Raw genomic sequence first — 16903 nt, 5'->3', positions numbered from 1 at the left:
TGCTAAACAATAAGAATAAAGACAGAACGGATAGGTTAAGGCTTATCCGTTTTCAAAGGTAAGGACAGTCATGCCATTTGATCCATTGGTCACCGCAGTTATTGAAACCTCTTTAAATACTTTCGTGAACGATGATCCAGCCTTGGTTCGTCGTTTGTCTCGTTTAAAGGGGCAGATCATTCAAGTTAATTTGAAAGAGTTGAATAAAACACTCACTTTCGTTTTCAGCCAACAAATTGATGTGTTGTCGGAATACGAAGGGCAGCCTGATTGCTACCTATCTTTGAACCTATCGGTATTACCGGAATTGCGTGAGCAATCGAACATCACCAAGCTGATCAAGCAAGATAAGTTGATCTTAGAGGGTGATATTCAACTGGCTCAGAAATTTGCTCAACTGATGACAGACTGCAAGCCTGATTTGGAAGAGTGGTTATCGCGCGTAACGGGTGATGTGGTTGCGCATACCTTGGTGCAAGGCGTTAAAAACGTCGGTGGCTTTGTAGCAAAACAGGCGACTAAGCATCAAAACCATGTTGCTCAAGTTCTGACTGAAGAGTGGAAGATCGCACCAGCACCGTTAGAAGTCGCGCATTTTTGCGACCAAGTTGATGACGTAAAAAGCTCTGCTGCTCGTCTTGAAGCTAAGTTGAACGCTCTGTTGGAGAAAGCATGACCCCAGCAGAACTGAAACGTCTTTATCATATTATCAAGGTACAGTTGGAATACGGCCTTGATGAGTTGATGCCGGAACACCAACTGACTAAAGCTCCTTTGTTGGCGCGAAAGTCACTGTTTTGGCTTAAGAACAAGCATCAAGATAAAGAGTTGGGTCATCGCTTGCGCCTTGCGCTGCAAGAACTTGGTCCAGTGTGGATCAAGTTTGGACAGATGATGTCGACACGTCGTGATCTGTTCCCTCCTCATATCGCCGATCAGTTGGCGTTGTTGCAAGACCAAGTTGCGCCGTTTGATGGTCAACTGGCGAAGCAAGATATGGAAAAGGCGTTGGGTGGCAGTTTAGACAACTGGTTTACCGACTTTGATATCGAGCCACTGGCTTCTGCTTCTATCGCTCAGGTGCATACCGCAAAGCTGAAAGAGAGCGGTCGTGAGATTGTTCTGAAGGTAATTCGACCTGATATTCGCCCGGTGATTGACGCAGATCTAAAACTGATGCACCGAATGGCGCGTATAGTCGCTAAGTCGCTTCCTGAAGCACGTCGTTTGAAACCGGTTGAAGTGGTTCACGAGTACGAGAAAACGTTACTTGATGAGCTCGACCTGCGCCGTGAGGCGGCCAATGCCATTCAACTGCGACGTAATTTTGAAGGCAGTGAAGAGCTGTATGTTCCAGAGGTTATCCCTGATCTAAGCAGCGAAACCCTGATGGTGTCAGAGCGAATCTATGGTATTCAAGTCTCCGATATTGAGACGCTAGAAGCCAACGGCACCAACATGAAATTGCTCGCGGAACGCGGTGTGACGGTATTCTTCACCCAAGTATTCCGAGATAGCTTTTTCCATGCAGACATGCACCCGGGCAACGTATTTGTTAACCCAGAGAATCCAGATAACCCTCAGTGGATTGGTTTGGATTGTGGCATTGTTGGTACGCTCAATAGCGAAGATAAGCGCTATTTAGCAGAGAACTTGTTGGCTTTCTTCAATCGAGATTACCGTAAAGTTGCTGAGCTACACGTTGATTCGGGGTGGGTGCCACACGACACTAACGTCAATGATTTTGAGTTCGCGATCCGTATGGTGTGTGAGCCAATCTTTGCAAAACCACTTGGCGAGATCTCATTTGGCCATGTGTTGCTAAACTTATTTAATACAGCAAGACGTTTCAACATGGAGGTTCAACCTCAGTTGGTGCTTCTGCAAAAGACCTTGTTGTATGTCGAAGGCCTAGGCCGTCAGCTGTATCCGCAACTTGATTTGTGGGCAACGGCGAAGCCTTTCCTTGAAACCTGGATGATGAATCAGGTGGGGCCGCAAGCTGTGATCAACGCAGTAAAAGAGCGTGCGCCATTCTGGGCAGAAAAACTGCCAGAGCTGCCAGAGCTACTTTATGACAGCTTGCGCCAAGGTAAAGCGATGAACCACAGAATGGATCAGCTTTATCAAGGTTACCGAGATAGTAAGCGTCAGCAAGCAACTGGAAAGTTTTTGTTTGGCGTTGGAGCCACTTTAGTCGTATGCTCCGCAATATTAGTTTCAAGCCCTTATGAGCAGCTATCTATGGGCTGTGGCATCGCAGGTGTCACATTTTGGTTGCTTAGTTGGCGAGCTTACCGTCGTTAGACAGTAGACTCTCTTAATATTTTTATGTGTAGACAGACCCGAGGACAATGACAATGGGTGGTATCAGTATTTGGCAACTTCTAATCATTGCTGTAATTGTAATTTTGCTATTCGGAACAAAGAAACTGCGCGGTATGGGTGGTGACTTAGGTTCAGCGGTTAAAGGCTTCAAAAAAGCGATGAGCGATGAAGACAAGCCTGCAGATAAGAAAGATGCAGACTTCGAACCAAAGAATATTGAACAGCAGAAGACAGAAGCTCACGCTGAAACAACTGCTGAAACAAAGAAAGACAAAGAGCAGGCGTAAATCGTGTTTGATATCGGTTTTTGGGAACTGGTATTAATATCTGTCGTTGGGTTAGTGGTTTTAGGGCCTGAGCGTTTGCCCGTGGCGATTCGCAGTATTTCCAAGTTTGTTGGACAAGCGAAAAGCATGGCAAACAGTGTGAAAGATGAACTTTCTCATGAGCTTAAGGTGCAAGAGCTGCAAGAAAACCTACGCAAGGCGGAAAAAATGGGTATGGAAGATTTATCTCCAGACCTTAAAGCGTCAGTCGATGAACTCAAGCAGGCCGCTGCTGAGGTTCAACGTCCGTATGCTAAGCCTGAGTCTGATAAGCCAAGTGAGACTAAACCTAGTGTCATGGAAACTGTGGAATCTGAAACCATTCAGGTCAACAGTGAAGCTTCAGCACCGTCAGATAAGAAAGCCGAATAGTCTCGCAAGGAGGAGTCGCCGGATACTTGATTCGCTAGATGTTTAAATAGATATCTATTCAAGTAAATAACTATTCAAGTGGATACCAATTCAACTGGATAGATACACGCGCGGCTCCTTTTCGATCTTCCTGTTTAAGAGGTTTGACATGTCTTCGACTGAGCAGACACAGCCTTTAATTAGCCACCTTCTAGAACTACGTAATCGCCTACTACGTGCGATTGTCGCGGTGCTAGTGATATTTGTCGGGCTAATTTATTTTGCTAATGATATTTATGAATTCGTATCAGCACCTTTGGTAGATCGTCTACCGGAAGGGGCGACGATGATCGCAACCGATGTTGCATCGCCATTTTTCACACCGCTGAAATTAACCTTGATCGCGTCTATATTCCTCGCGGTTCCGTTTATTTTGTATCAGGTGTGGGCTTTTGTTGCTCCGGGTTTATACAAGCATGAAAAACGCTTGATCATGCCGCTATTGGCTTCAAGTTCATTGCTGTTTTACTGTGGTGTGGCGTTCGCTTACTTTATTGTATTCCCGTTGGTATTTGGCTTTTTTACGGCCATATCATTAGGAGGAGTAGAGTTCGCAACCGACATCTCAAGCTATCTTGATTTTGTACTCGCGCTGTTCTTTGCTTTTGGTATTGCCTTTGAAGTGCCAGTTGCGATTATCTTGTTGTGTTGGACGGGTGCAACAACGCCTCAATCTTTGTCTGAAAAGCGTCCTTACATTGTTGTGGGTGCTTTCATCATCGGTATGATGCTGACACCACCAGATATGATCTCGCAAACACTGTTGGCGATTCCAATGTGTATTTTGTTTGAGATTGGTCTGTTCTTCGCACGTTTTTATACGCGTAAGCCAGATGCGGATGAAGAGGAAGAAGCTGAATCTTGATTTGGAATGCTTCAGTAAAAATTACATAATAAAAAAGCGGCCTAGGGCCGCTTTTTTATTATGTCTGTTTATCGAATCTTTAACTGATAGCCACAGTTCTGACATATATAGAGCTCTTTGATGCCCCAAATTTTATGCCATAGAGTTCGATGTTGACGTTGTAAGTGCTGTGAATGGTCACACATAATCAACTACCTCCATATGCAGGTGGTTGATACTATACATGTCACTTAGCTTTCTCAAATAAATTCAGGAAAAATCCGTAATAATTACTTATTAATAGATTTGTTATAAATTAAACAATGATTTAGCATTGATAGTGGTTATGTTTTCGACTTCTTTAAGAGTAATTCCGCGTAATTCGGCGATGCGTTTTGCCACCAATTCTGTGTAGGCCGGTTCATTGCGTTTGCCGCGATTTGGTGTAGGTGCCAAGTAGGGGCAATCTGTTTCTAGGATGACGTAATTCATATCCAGATGTGGGATCACCTTATCCATTCCTGAATTCTTAAAGGTCGAAACACCACCTAATCCGAGGTGAAAGCCGAGCGCGTTGATCGCTTGAGCCTCTTTTAAGCTGCTGCCAAAACAGTGGAATACGCCACGTAAGCTGCCATCTTGTTCTTTACGAAGTAGGGCAAGTGTCTCTTCAATAGAATCACGAGTGTGGATCACCACAGGTAGATCGAGCTCTTTGGCCCATTGCAGTTGAGTCACAAACGCCATCTCTTGTTCAACCTTGAAAGTTTTATCCCAGTACAAGTCGATGCCAATCTCACCCACAGCGATAAAATCATGCTTATCAAACCAAGCTCGAATGGTTTTGAGGGTTTGCTCGATATTCGCATCCACATAACAAGGGTGTAAGCCCATCATTGAACGGCACACATCAGGAAACTGAGCTTCCGTCGCTAGCATTGGTTCGATAGATTCTAAATCGATGTTCGGCAATAGAATGGTATCAATCCCTTGAGCCAGTGCGCGCTCTACAACTTGCTCGCGGTCTTCATCAAATTCGCTCGCGTAAATATGAGCATGAGTGTCGATCATTGTTTTGTCCTGAAAGCGGTCTTTACTGAGTTGTCATGAGTATACGGCAGTGTGAGGAGAAGGTCATTTTTTGCCATTTCTCCCTGTTTTTGAGTGGGTTTTATATTTTACTGCTAGCGTCCTGAGCCATCAGTGATATGCTTTTGCCTGTATTTAGCACTTTTCATATCTAAGTATTTCGGTGCTTAGACTAGGCAAGGAGAATCTAGTGTCTGTTTCAATTCAAGGTCAATTCCCAGGTCGCCGTATGCGCCGTATGCGTAAGCACGACTTTAGCCGTCGCCTAATGGCAGAAAATCAATTGTCTGTGGATGATCTAATCTACCCAATGTTTATCCTGATGGGTAAAGACCGTCGCGAGCCTGTCGAGTCAATGCCAGGTGTAGAACGCTTGTCTATCGACTACATGCTTGAGGAAGCAGATTACCTGTCAAAACTGGGTGTTCCTGCGATTGCTCTATTCCCAGTCGTGAACCAAGATGCTAAAAGTTTATGCGCAGCTGAAGCTCATAACTCAGAAGGTTTGGTGCAGCGCGCTGTACGTTTACTAAAAGAGCATGTGCCAAACATGGGCGTTATTACTGACGTAGCACTAGACCCATTCACCACACATGGCCAAGATGGCATCATCGATGAAGATGGTTACGTGATGAATGACGAGACGACAGAAGTCTTGATCAAGCAAGCATTATCACACGCTGAAGCGGGTGCAGATGTGGTTGCACCATCAGATATGATGGATGGTCGTATTGGTAAGATCCGTGAAGCGCTAGAAGAAGCGGGCTATATTCATACTCAAATCATGGCGTACTCTGCGAAATACGCATCGTGCTATTACGGCCCATTCCGCGATGCAGTCGGCAGTGCTTCGAACCTGAAAGGTGGTAACAAGAAGAACTACCAGATGGATCCAGCCAACAGCGATGAAGCGATTCATGAAGTCGCGATGGATCTTAATGAAGGTGCGGACATGGTGATGGTGAAACCAGGCATGCCTTACCTTGATATTGTTCGTCGTGTTAAGCACGAACTGCAAGCGCCTACGTTTGCATACCAAGTGTCTGGTGAGTATGCGATGCATAAAGCAGCGATTCAAAACGGTTGGCTAAAAGAGCGTGAAACCGTCATGGAATCACTGTTGTGCTTTAAGCGCGCTGGTGCTGATGGCATTCTTACTTACTTCGCTAAAGATGTGGCTGAGTGGCTTGCAGAAGACAATGCACAAGCCGCAGAGCACTTAAAAGAAAAGTAACCGTGTAGAGCTCACTTAAGTGATCAGTAAAAGGGTTGGCCATTGTGCCAGCCCTTTCGTTTATGAGGATGGATAAGATGTCAGTTGTCGTACGTCAAGGTTCTTTAGAAGAAGTGGTGTCTGTGGTCGAGCAGATCTCTGAGTTCGCTAAAAAAGAGAGTGTCGCTTCTCTTTCAGAGCGGCTGGCAGGGAAAAAGAGCCTTATCTTAGTGGCTGAAGAAGCTGGCGTGTTGCTTGGCTTTAAGATCGGCTATGAATTGGATCAAGATACTTTTTACAGCTGGTTTGGTGGCGTGTCACCGCTCGCGAGGAACAAAGGCGTTGCACAGGCGCAATTAGACGTTCAGGAACAGTGGGCGAAAGAGCAGGGCTACAGACAGTTAAAGGTTAAGTCTCGTAACCGGTTCCCTGCAATGTTGCGCCTGTTATTGAGAAACGGTTACCTAATCGAAAGATTTGAAGAAAAAGAAGACATTAATGACCATAGAATCCATTTTTTGAAGCAAATTTAAGCACTGCTGTTAACGGTTTATAAATCAAATGAGATTTATTATCATTTAATTGTTGACTATTAAATGAGAATCATTATTATTAACTTCGTCTTAGGGAATGAGGAAATGTTCACAAGGATGTTAAGTACTCAAGTATCTACTTGGTTACCCAACAGAATTCTCGCGAACTTGTACTAAGTTCTTTTTGACACGACATTGCTCACATTGCTTCCAGTGTAATTTATAGCTTTTAGGTAAAGCTGTGGTATTCAATTTGAATGGCTTTACCGGTTTTTGCTAGGCGACATCTTCGGGTGTCGCTTTTTTTATACCTACCATTTCAACAAGATGCATATTTAGTGGCACGTATTTTTATGAATAAAACGCCATCAGCATTCTTTTCCACAACGCAAGATCGAGAAAAGATCGTTGATCATCTGTTCGATCTGTAAAATTATTCTTTATTTTCAGTTGTTTATTGGTGTTTTTTGAGTTGTTCACCGTAGTTCTCAACAGGGTGGATAAATAATATAAACAGAGTTATCCACAGAACGCTTGCGTCTAAGAACAAAAAATAACAACAAATCGATTATAACGAACACAACCGAGTGAACGGATACAGATCGACAACGTGGAATCCAACCAACAGACGTGGCATTCTTAACAGATAATTTCTGTACTTACTGGATACACAAACATTATGGCTCGTATTCCTGATAATCCATTGATTCTGATCGATGGCTCTTCTTACCTATATCGCGCGTTCCATGCTTACCCTGGCACAATGAGCAATGGTGATATCCCAACTAACGCTGTTTACGGTGTAGTTAACATGCTGCGCAGCATGATGCGTCAATTTTCTTCTGATCGTATTGCGGTTATTTTTGATGCAAAAGGAAAGACGTTCCGTGATGACATGTACCCAGAGTACAAGGCTAATCGTCCACCTATGCCGGATGATCTACGTTGTCAGATTGAACCTTTGCACAACGTGATTCGCGCAATGGGTCTACCACTTATCTCGATCCCAGGCGTTGAAGCGGATGATGTGATTGGTACGCTAGCTTCTCAAGCATCTAAAGCGGGCATGCCGGTTTTGATCAGTACTGGCGATAAAGATATGGCGCAGCTGGTTGATGACAACGTTACTTTGATCAACACCATGACCAACGTGGTTATGGATCGCGAAGGCGTGATAGAGAAGTTTGGCATCCCACCTGAGCTGATTATCGACTACCTTGCACTGATGGGCGATAAAGTGGATAACATTCCTGGCGTTCCAGGTGTTGGTGACAAAACAGCAACTGCTCTACTACAAGGCATTGGTAGCATCGAAAAGCTGTATCAAAACCTGGATGATATTGCCGCTCTTGGCTTCCGTGGTTCAAAAACCATGGCTAAGAAGCTGATTGATAATAAAGACAACGCTGAGATGTCTTACGAGCTTGCAACGATCAAACTGGACGTCGAGTTAGAAGAGACACCTGAGTCGCTTGTAAAAGCACAACCAAATACGGATGAGCTGATTAAGCTATACGGTCAACTGGTCTTCAAATCTTGGTTGAACGAGCTACTTGAAGGCGGCAGCGGTGTGGTTGAGGCGGATGAGAAGTCGGGTGCAGTGCGCAGCAGCGAGGCATCAACTACATCTACTGTAGAAATGAACACCTCTGCAGTGACGATTGATCGCAACAACTACGAAACCATCCTAGATGAAGCCTCTTTTAATGCGTGGCTAGAGAAACTGAAAGCGTCAGAGGTGTTTGCCTTTGATACTGAAACGGATAGCTTGGACTACATGGTGGCTAACCTTGTTGGTCTATCATTCGCAACTGAAGAAGGCGTTGCCGCTTACGTACCGGTTGCTCATGACTACTTAGATGCACCTCAACAACTGGATCGTGATTGGGTACTTGAACAGCTTAAGCCGATTCTTGAAGATGACGCACAGGCTAAAGTCGGTCAAAACCTGAAGTACGATATGAGCGTTTTAGCGCGCTACGGTATCGAGATGAAAGGCATCAAGCACGACACCATGCTAGCGTCTTATGTTTTTAATAGCGTTGGCGGCAAGCATGATATGGATAGCCTAGCGCTGCGTTTCCTTCAGCACAGCTGCATCTCATTTGAGCAAATCGCAGGTAAAGGTAAGAAGCAGCTTACTTTCAACCAGATTGAGCTGGGTGAAGCGTCTCCATACGCAGCAGAAGATGCTGACGTGACTTTACGTCTTCATAACCGTTTGATGGAAAACATTGAGCAAGATGAAAAGCTAAAAGCCATCTATGAAGAAATCGAAGTACCACTGATCCCTGTTATGTCTCGCATTGAACGCACTGGCGTATTCATCGATGACATGCTGCTAGGCGCTCAATCGCAAGAGATTGCGGTTCGATTGGATGAGCTAGAACAGAAAGCCTACGAGATTGCAGAGCAAGAGTTCAACATGAACTCGCCAAAACAGCTGCAAGCGATCCTGTTTGAGAAAATGGGTCTGCCTGTTATCAAGAAAACGCCATCAGGTGCACCTTCAACCAACGAAGAAGTGCTGCAAGAGTTGGCTCTTGATTACCCGCTACCTAAGCTGATCATTGAGTATCGTGGCCTTGCGAAACTAAAGTCGACCTACACAGATAAACTACCGAAGATGATCAACGCTGAAACGGGTCGTGTTCATACGTCTTATCACCAAGCGGTGACAGCAACGGGTCGATTGTCTTCAACAGATCCAAACCTGCAGAACATCCCAATTCGTAATGAAGAAGGCCGTCGTATCCGCCAAGCATTCGTTGCACAACATGGTTGGAAGATTCTAGCGGTCGATTACTCTCAAATTGAATTGCGTATCATGGCGCACCTTTCGGGTGATAAAGCGCTTCTGGAAGCATTCCAACAAGGCAAAGATATCCACGCAGCAACTGCGGCTGAGATCATCGGCGTTAATATTGAGGATGTAACGACGGAACAACGTCGTCGTGCTAAGGCCGTTAACTTCGGTCTTATCTACGGTATGAGTGCCTTTGGTTTGGCTAAGCAGCTAGGTATTCCTCGTGGCGAAGCACAGCACTACATGGATACTTACTTCGAGCGCTACCCTGGTGTGATGCAGTACATGGAAGACACGCGCAGTGCTGCTTCAGAGCAGGGCTTCGTTGAAACCATTTACGGTCGTCGTTTGCACCTTCCTGAAATTCAATCTCGTAATGGCATGCGTCGTAAAGCTGCTGAGCGTGCGGCGATCAACGCGCCAATGCAAGGTACAGCGGCAGACATCATCAAGAAAGCGATGCTATTGGTTGATGAATGGATCCAAGCGGAAGGCGATGGTCGAGTTAAGTTATTGATGCAAGTACACGATGAATTGGTATTTGAAGTGGAAGAGTCATCTTTAGCCGAAATTGAAAGTAAAGTACAAGAATTGATGGAATCAGCTGCAGAGCTAGAAGTGCCGCTGGTTGCGGAAGCTGGCCACGGTGACAACTGGGATCAAGCCCACTAATCAGTTTTTGACCTTAATAAGCAAATTAGTATGAGCCAGTGCACAAACACTGGCTTTTTTTTGTCTCAAATAAAGTTAAGTCGTAATAAGAATTTAGGTGTTTTAATAAAACATTCATGAAAAAAAACTACAAAAGTTGTTTTCATTTCTGAGCAATTGTTGTACATTAAATCTCGTAGGGTACAGAGGTAAGATGTTCTATCTTTCAGACCTTTTGTTTCACGTTATTGGATTAGGCTGATTCAGCCGCCCCAGTCAGTATTTGACTGGGGCGTTTTTTCTTGTGCGAAAGAAAAATATTTCCAACCTATCATTCCCCCGTAAAACCTCTCATTTTTAGTGCCTTTTATTACACTTTCTCAAGCACAGTGATAAACCCCTGATTTGCCTTAGATCTGGAATTCGATCAGCTTTTGGTAATTTAAATCCGTCTCTAAGTCGATTGTTTTATCACTTGAAATAACTTTTATTTTACAAGTTATCGATAAAGGATTGATGGCTCACGCCTTATTTATCAGTGTATTGAGTCGGTGAATGCTCAATGTAATCCATGATTTTCTGTTGTTTCTCGGTGCTATATTTCAGAGCTTCGGCGGTGATCTGGATGGATTGCGCCATTGAAGAGATATTGTTGGTCGCTTTTACCAAGGTTTGCTGCATTGGCTTCAAGATCAGTAGATAAATCGCGGTTAGGGCGATAATAATCACACCGACAACGGCAACCAACGCAATGATGATCTTGGTTTGGATATCATCGAGCAGCGTTTGGCTTGTCTGCTTAAAGGCAACGCGAGATTGGTCTAAGGCTTGTGGCAGTTGATTGAGTGATGTCTTGGTGGAGCTCGCAAGCTTATTGATACTTTCAACGGTTTGATTGAGGGCTTGTTGCTGGTCGTCGCTTAGGTTGGGGTTGTTGACTATCGCCTGCAAAGATTGCGATATCACCTCAAGAGACTCACTCGCATCTTGGGCGTACTTTTCCATGCCATCGAGGTCTAAGGTCATATCGACATTGATCAGTGGGGCTTGTTCTTGTTCTGCTTCAGAGGCAAACCCTGTCAGTGAGACCAACATAAGTGCAATGATGGCCAATGGTGTTTTCCACATGAGTATTCCTTTCTCATTGTTCTGATTATTTAGATGTGTCTTTTAGTATGGTTCACTTCTATTGGTTTTAGTGGCTAAATCCGATTTTTAACACTAAAAACTTATGCTTAACTCACTCATTTTTGGGCAAAAAAATACCCCACCTATATAAGGAGGGGCATTGATAAGGCTAAATCACGTGTTGTAAGTGCTCTAACCTATAGCGATAAGTAGAGGAACTACTCTGAGTCGTTGTGCTCTTCGTCTGCTAACTCATCAATGATTTGATCAGCAAGCGCAGGCGCAAACCACTCATCCATCTTGGCACGCAGTTGGTCAACGCCGATGCCCTTCATTGAAGAGAAGACATCAACCGCAACATCACCACCGAAAGATTTTGCATCGTTACGGATTTTCAGTAGCTGTGCTTTACGCGCACCACTTTTCAGTTTGTCTGCTTTTGTTAACAAAACCTGTACTGGGATGCGGCTATCGATAGCCCAGTAGATCATTTGTTGGTCAAGGTCTTTCATTGGGTGACGGATATCCATCAATACCACTAAACCTTTCAGGCTTTCACGTCGTTGTAGGTATTCACCTAGCGACTTCTGCCATTTTTTCTTCATCTCAAGTGGTACTTGAGCAAAGCCATATCCAGGTAAATCGACGATATGACAACCGTCCGTTACCTTAAATAGGTTGATTAGCTGAGTTCGACCGGGTGTTTTACTGGTTTTCGCCAAGCTTTTTTGGTTTGTAACGCGATTTAGCGCGCTAGATTTACCAGCATTGGAGCGTCCTGCAAACGCAATTTCGATCCCTTCGTCTTCTGGTAAATGACGAATATCAGGTGCACTGGTAATGAAATGCGTGTTTTGATAATGAATTTTTACGCTCACTGTTAACTCCATCTCGACTTTGTGTAGTCGATTGATTACTTTTTTGTGAATTTGTGTAAAATAACCGTGCTCGGCATAAGGTCGCCTATTGTACCATGAGTGGCAACATAGAGTGGTACTGGAAGCTTGATAATTATAATGGAATGTCATGAAGAAATTAGCGCTAATTTTGAGTCTTTTAGCCAGCTGCTCAGTATGGGCTCAAGGTAGTATTGAAGCTGGTAAAGCCAAATCACAAACATGTGTTGCCTGCCACGGTGCTGACGGCAACAGCCTGATCACTCAGTACCCTAAGCTGGCTGGTCAACATGAGAAGTATCTAGAGAAGCAGTTAAAAGAGCTTAAGCTAGGTATGACAAGTGGTGGTAAGCAAGGTCGTTACGAACCTGTAATGGGTGCAATGGCGATGCCTTTATCTGAAGAAGATATGGCTGACCTAGCGGCATACTACGCCTCTCTACCTATCTCTAGTAACTCTACTCCTGAAAATGTATTAGATGAAGGTAAGGTTCTTTACACAGCGGGTAACGCAGAACGCGGCGTAACGGCGTGTATTGCTTGTCATGGCCCTCGTGGTAATGGTACCGAACTTTCTGGTTTCCCTAAAATTTCAGGTCAGCACGCAGATTACATCAAGGCTCAACTTGAAAAATTCCGCGATGGTGACCGTAATAACGACATGAATGCGATGATGCGTGATGTAGCTAAAAAGTTAACAGACGCTGATATTGATACCTTATCGAAGTACGTTGGTGGTCTACACTAATTTGTCGGTTTCTTGCTCTTAGCCAGAGTAAAGGAATGTACGTTCGAGCGAGATTGAAGAGACGCCCCGATCAGTAATGGTCGGGGCGTTTTCTTTTGTATTGGTTTTATTAATGCGTTTTGTGTTTATGTCTGATTTATCAATGTGTGATCGATTTGTGTACAAAAGTGTGAAGTCGCACTCTTGTAGTCTTTTTGTAACACGGTAAAGTAACCGCCATCAGCTAGGAGCTGACTTAGATATGGATGATCATCTAGTCTAACGGTATAGACAGAAATGGATCAGGCTAGGACAGCCCAGCAACAAGGTGTTAGAAAAGGATAGCCAAAACTCATCAGGACGATGAACAACAAACAAATTTGGCATGGAAAGCACCAATAACAAATGGAGATTTGTGTACCAAGTTGAGTATGCAAATTTTGGCCGATATAGGCAGATTTAGAGAGCGATAGGTTTTCCTATCGCTTTTTTTATTGATTTGATGAAAAAACACCCAATACCTCTCCACTATAAACTCAGTTTCTGGTATGTTTCGCATCCCTGTTTAAGGATGTGCTATGTATACTTGTCCCTTATGCCATCACCAAGGCGTGAATCACTATTTTGAAGACAAACGCAGAGCCTATCTGCAGTGTCAGCAATGTGAACTGGTATTTGTTAAACCTGAACAAAGGTTAGAAGCAAAAGAAGAAAAAGCACACTATGATCTCCATGAGAACGATCCTAGTGATGCAGGCTATCGCCGCTTTTTATCTCGCATCGCGGATCCACTAACAGACAAAATTTCATCTAACTCACACGGGTTGGATTTTGGTTGTGGCCCAGGCCCTACGCTATCTATTATGTTAGAAGAAGCCGGACACACCATGGAGTTGTACGATATCTATTACCACCCAGAACCCTCTGTGTTGGAAAAAACGTATGACTTTATGACTGCCACGGAGGTGATAGAGCATCTTTATCACCCAGACAAAGTGTGGCAGCAATGGTTGAATTTAGTTAAACCCAAGGGCTGGATTGGTCTTATGACTAAACTAGTAATAGACGTAGACGCGTTTGCTGGTTGGCACTACAAGAATGACCCGACACATGTCGTCTTCTTTAGTCGTCAAACATTCCAGTTTTTGGCAGAGCGGGATAAGCTCGAACTAGAATTTTTTGGAAATGATGTAATTTTACTGAGGAAAGTGCAGTAATGGGTCGTAGTAAGAAATCAAGAAAGCCGGGAGCACTTGGCGCTCCGGAGCCTATGGTTACTCGTAACCGTAGTGAATCTGATGTTGAAGGTCGTGAACGTAAGCGTGTTAAAAAGCGTAAAGGCCTTAAGTCTGGCAGCCGTCACTCAGATGGTAGCGAAGCAAAACAGCGTAAAGCTGCACAAGCTCGTGATCCACGTTTAGGCAGCAAGAAAAAAATTCCGCTGATCGTTGAACCAGCGAAGAAGCCGACTAAACAAGAGCGCAAGCTATCTAACGAACAAGAGTTAGAGATGCTTGAGAATGACGCTCAACTGAACACACTCCTAGATCGTATCGAAAATGGTGAAAACCTAGGTGCTGGTCTACAGAAGTTTGTTGATGAGAAACTTGATCGTATCGAACACCTAATGGGACGCTTAGGTCTACTAGAGCCAGAAGACGATGAAGAAGAGATCTTCGAAGAAGCACCGGTTGCCTCTAAGAAGAAAGCGAGCTCTGACGAAGACTTGCTATCTCAATTCGAAGATTTCGATTTAGACAGCTTTAAAGGTTAATAGCCAGTGAACGTAACCTTATTAGCAATTGCTGGTGGAATTATCATTCTCGGCTTGGGCTCTTACGCAGGTTACCTTCTACTTCAAGTGAAGAAGCAGACGGAGTTGCAAAAGCAGCATCAAGCACTAGCCATTGAAAAACGCAACGCGACGATTTACGAAAACGTAAATACTTTGTGCTTAGCGGGCATTCAAGGGCAATGTGACTTACCTGAGATCAGTATCCGAGTGTGTATCATTATGGATAATGTTCAGGGTGATGAGCGTGTCGATTTTGATTCTGAGTATCCTGCTCTTTCTGAGCTGTACCATATCGTAAAAGATATGGCTCGCGGAGAGGCAAGACAGGAACTGACGAAGAAAGAGCGCATGCAGCAGAATCTCACGCGCCATAAGGCAGAGACTCGCTTGAATGATGCGGTCATTGAAGATCTGAAAAGGTTGCAAGAGAAGGTTAAACCTCTCAACAACCAAATCAACATTCAGATGATCTAGTCGCTAAGACTATTTAAAATAGAGGCTTGTTTAATACAGGGTGTTCTTGAGACACCTTATCTTTATAGATAGTGTTAAATGAGCCTTCTTACCTTTTGCGTCTCGTTAATCCCGACGCTTTGTTAGTGATCAAGCTAGCAGTTCTGAGTTTTTGTCTAAAAAATTGATTTTGTCTTGGAACGACCTTACAGGTCGTGTGGCAAAATAACCCGTCTATATTTTAATGTATGTAAAATGATTTGAGAGACCTTAGGTTCTCGCGGATCTAAATTGGAAATACCGCTATGTCGAGCAAGCCAGTAACAACGAATCAGCAAATCGTTTGGGATCAAGAGATCTTAAACAAGTACAACTATTCGGGACCTCGTTACACCTCATACCCAACTGCGTTGGAGTTTCATGAAGCGTTTACCGTCGCTGATTACGACATGGCGTGTACTCAATATCCTGAGCGTCCACTCTCTCTTTACGTGCATATCCCGTTCTGCCACAAGCTTTGTTACTACTGTGGTTGTAATAAAGTCATTACTCGTCACTCGCATAAAGCGGATGAGTACCTTGATGTGATTGAACATGAAATCCGCCAACGCGCCTCTTTATTGAATGGCCGTGAAGTGACGCAATTGCACTTCGGTGGTGGTACGCCAACGTTCTTGACCAAAACACAAATCACTCGTTTGATGAGTATTTTGCGTGAAGAGTTTAACTTCACCGCTGACGCTGAAATCAGTATTGAAGTTGACCCGCGTGAGATTGAGCTAGACGTACTTGACCACCTGCGTAACGAAGGCTTCAACCGCCTGAGCATTGGCGTGCAAGACTTCAATAAAGAAGTGCAGAAACTGGTTAACCGTGAGCAAGATGAAGAGTTCATCATTGCGATGGTTAAACGAGCGAAAGAGCTAGGCTTCCGTTCAACTAACCTGGATTTGATCTACGGCCTACCAAAGCAGACTCAAGCTTTGTTCGCTGAAACATTGAAGCAAGTGTTAGAAATGAAGCCGGGCCGTTTATCGGTATTTAACTACGCACACATGCCTCAGCTGTTTGCGGCGCAGCGTAAGATTAAAGACGAAGATCTACCTGAAGCGAAAGAGAAAATGGCTATCTTGCAAGATACCATCGAGACGCTAACGGGAGCGGGTTACCAGTTCATTGGTATGGATCACTTCGCACTACCTGAAGATGAGCTAGCCGTAGCACAGCGTGAAGGTATTCTGCATCGTAACTTCCAAGGCTACACGACCCAAGGTGAAGCTGACTTAATTGGTTTCGGTGTCTCTGCTATCTCTATGGTCGGTGATGCTTACGCTCAAAACCAAAAAGAGCTGAAGAAGTATTACGCTCAGGTGAATGACCTGCGTCATGCACTTTGGAAAGGTGTGGTATTAGACAGTGATGACCTAGTGCGTCGTGAGGTCATTAAACAGCTTATCTGTAACTTTAAGCTTGATAAAACCATGATCGAGTCTGAGTTTTCTGTAGACTTTAATGGTTACTTCAAAGAAGACTTAGGGCTACTGCAAACCTTCATCAATGATGAGTTGGTTGAAGTGGATGACAAAGAAATCCGCGTGACTTTGCGTGGCCGTTTGCTGATCCGTAACATCTGTATGTGTTTTGATAAATACTTACGTGCAAAGGCTCGCCAGCAGCAATTCTCTCGCGTTATCTAATCGCTC

16 protein-coding genes are annotated in these 16903 nt (G+C 44.2%); 13 read left to right on the top strand and 3 right to left on the bottom strand.

Translation table 11 applies throughout. The annotated features are described in order from the left end of the window. The first annotated feature begins 70 nt into the window (after positions 1–70). From F0229_RS04120 to tatC, 5 genes are all read left to right on the top strand, one after another. Positions 71–676: an SCP2 domain-containing protein gene (locus F0229_RS04120; protein WP_017063051.1), complete on the top strand. Its 606-nt coding sequence runs from the start codon at positions 71–73 to the stop codon at positions 674–676. Further along, positions 673–2307 carry a ubiquinone biosynthesis regulatory protein kinase UbiB gene (ubiB, locus tag F0229_RS04115; protein WP_017065813.1) on the top strand — a complete coding sequence of 545 codons (1635 nt, stop codon included), beginning with the start codon at positions 673–675 and terminating at the stop codon, positions 2305–2307. The genes F0229_RS04120 and ubiB overlap by 4 nt, the downstream gene beginning before the upstream one ends. A 53-nt stretch (positions 2308–2360) precedes the next feature. Further along, positions 2361–2615, top strand: coding sequence for a Sec-independent protein translocase subunit TatA (tatA, locus tag F0229_RS04110; protein ID WP_017060154.1), 255 nt, complete (start codon positions 2361–2363; stop codon positions 2613–2615). A gap of 3 nt (positions 2616–2618) precedes the next feature. Beyond that, positions 2619–3026, top strand: a complete 408-nt coding sequence (gene tatB / locus F0229_RS04105) for a Sec-independent protein translocase protein TatB (RefSeq protein WP_017060155.1) — start codon at positions 2619–2621, stop codon at positions 3024–3026. A 148-nt stretch (positions 3027–3174) separates the two neighbouring features. Next, a complete protein-coding gene (tatC, locus tag F0229_RS04100; protein ID WP_017060156.1) occupies positions 3175–3930 on the top strand; it encodes a twin-arginine translocase subunit TatC in 756 nt (251 codons plus the stop codon). A gap of 288 nt (positions 3931–4218) precedes the next feature. Here the strand turns inward: tatC and F0229_RS04095 are convergent, their stop codons facing one another. Next, complete coding sequence (locus tag F0229_RS04095) at positions 4219–4980, bottom strand: TatD family hydrolase (RefSeq protein WP_146491961.1); 762 nt, start codon at positions 4978–4980, stop codon at positions 4219–4221. A 208-nt stretch (positions 4981–5188) separates the two neighbouring features. On the opposite strand from F0229_RS04095, the gene hemB reads away from it, so the two are divergent. The 3 genes from hemB to polA all read left to right on the top strand — a co-directional run bounded on the left by hemB (position 5189) and on the right by polA (position 10222). Then, positions 5189–6232, top strand: coding sequence for a porphobilinogen synthase (hemB, locus tag F0229_RS04090; protein ID WP_086711595.1), 1044 nt, complete (start codon positions 5189–5191; stop codon positions 6230–6232). A 77-nt stretch (positions 6233–6309) separates the two neighbouring features. Then, positions 6310–6744, top strand: coding sequence for a GNAT family N-acetyltransferase (locus tag F0229_RS04085; RefSeq protein ID WP_171732308.1), 435 nt, complete (start codon positions 6310–6312; stop codon positions 6742–6744). 679 nt (positions 6745–7423) lie between these two features. Further along, positions 7424–10222, top strand: a complete 2799-nt coding sequence (gene polA / locus F0229_RS04080) for a DNA polymerase I (RefSeq protein ID WP_171732307.1) — start codon at positions 7424–7426, stop codon at positions 10220–10222. A gap of 507 nt (positions 10223–10729) precedes the next feature. Here polA and F0229_RS04075 read toward each other — a convergent pair. Together F0229_RS04075 and yihA are read right to left on the bottom strand one after the other, a co-directional pair. Then, positions 10730–11329, bottom strand: a complete 600-nt coding sequence (locus tag F0229_RS04075; protein WP_171732306.1) for a GTP-binding protein — start codon at positions 11327–11329, stop codon at positions 10730–10732. A 218-nt stretch (positions 11330–11547) separates the two neighbouring features. Further along, on the bottom strand, positions 11548–12207 hold the full coding sequence (yihA, locus tag F0229_RS04070) for a ribosome biogenesis GTP-binding protein YihA/YsxC (protein ID WP_017060162.1): 660 nt from the start codon (positions 12205–12207) through the stop codon (positions 11548–11550). Between the two features lie 148 nt (positions 12208–12355). On the opposite strand from yihA, the gene F0229_RS04065 reads away from it, so the two are divergent. The 5 genes from F0229_RS04065 (at position 12356) to hemN (ending at position 16897) form a co-directional block, all read left to right on the top strand. Next, a complete protein-coding gene (locus F0229_RS04065) occupies positions 12356–12973 on the top strand; it encodes a cytochrome c (RefSeq protein ID WP_171732305.1) in 618 nt (205 codons plus the stop codon). A gap of 557 nt (positions 12974–13530) precedes the next feature. Beyond that, positions 13531–14169 carry a class I SAM-dependent methyltransferase gene (locus F0229_RS04060; protein WP_010433503.1) on the top strand — a complete coding sequence of 213 codons (639 nt, stop codon included), beginning with the start codon at positions 13531–13533 and terminating at the stop codon, positions 14167–14169. Further along, positions 14169–14726: a Der GTPase-activating protein YihI gene (yihI, locus tag F0229_RS04055; RefSeq protein ID WP_017060163.1), complete on the top strand. Its 558-nt coding sequence runs from the start codon at positions 14169–14171 to the stop codon at positions 14724–14726. The genes F0229_RS04060 and yihI overlap by 1 nt, the downstream gene beginning before the upstream one ends. A gap of 6 nt (positions 14727–14732) precedes the next feature. Beyond that, positions 14733–15221, top strand: coding sequence for a DUF2489 domain-containing protein (locus F0229_RS04050; RefSeq protein WP_017060164.1), 489 nt, complete (start codon positions 14733–14735; stop codon positions 15219–15221). Between the two features lie 284 nt (positions 15222–15505). Further along, complete coding sequence (gene hemN / locus F0229_RS04045) at positions 15506–16897, top strand: oxygen-independent coproporphyrinogen III oxidase (protein ID WP_017060165.1); 1392 nt, start codon at positions 15506–15508, stop codon at positions 16895–16897. The last annotated feature ends 6 nt before the right edge of the window (positions 16898–16903 follow it).

This window comes from Vibrio sp. AIC-3 (genome assembly GCF_013114515.1).
Classification (GTDB): Bacteria; Pseudomonadota; Gammaproteobacteria; order Enterobacterales; family Vibrionaceae; genus Vibrio; species Vibrio crassostreae_C.
The sequence above is the reverse complement of the archived record's forward strand: the minus strand, read 5'-3'. Positions and strand labels throughout refer to the sequence as shown.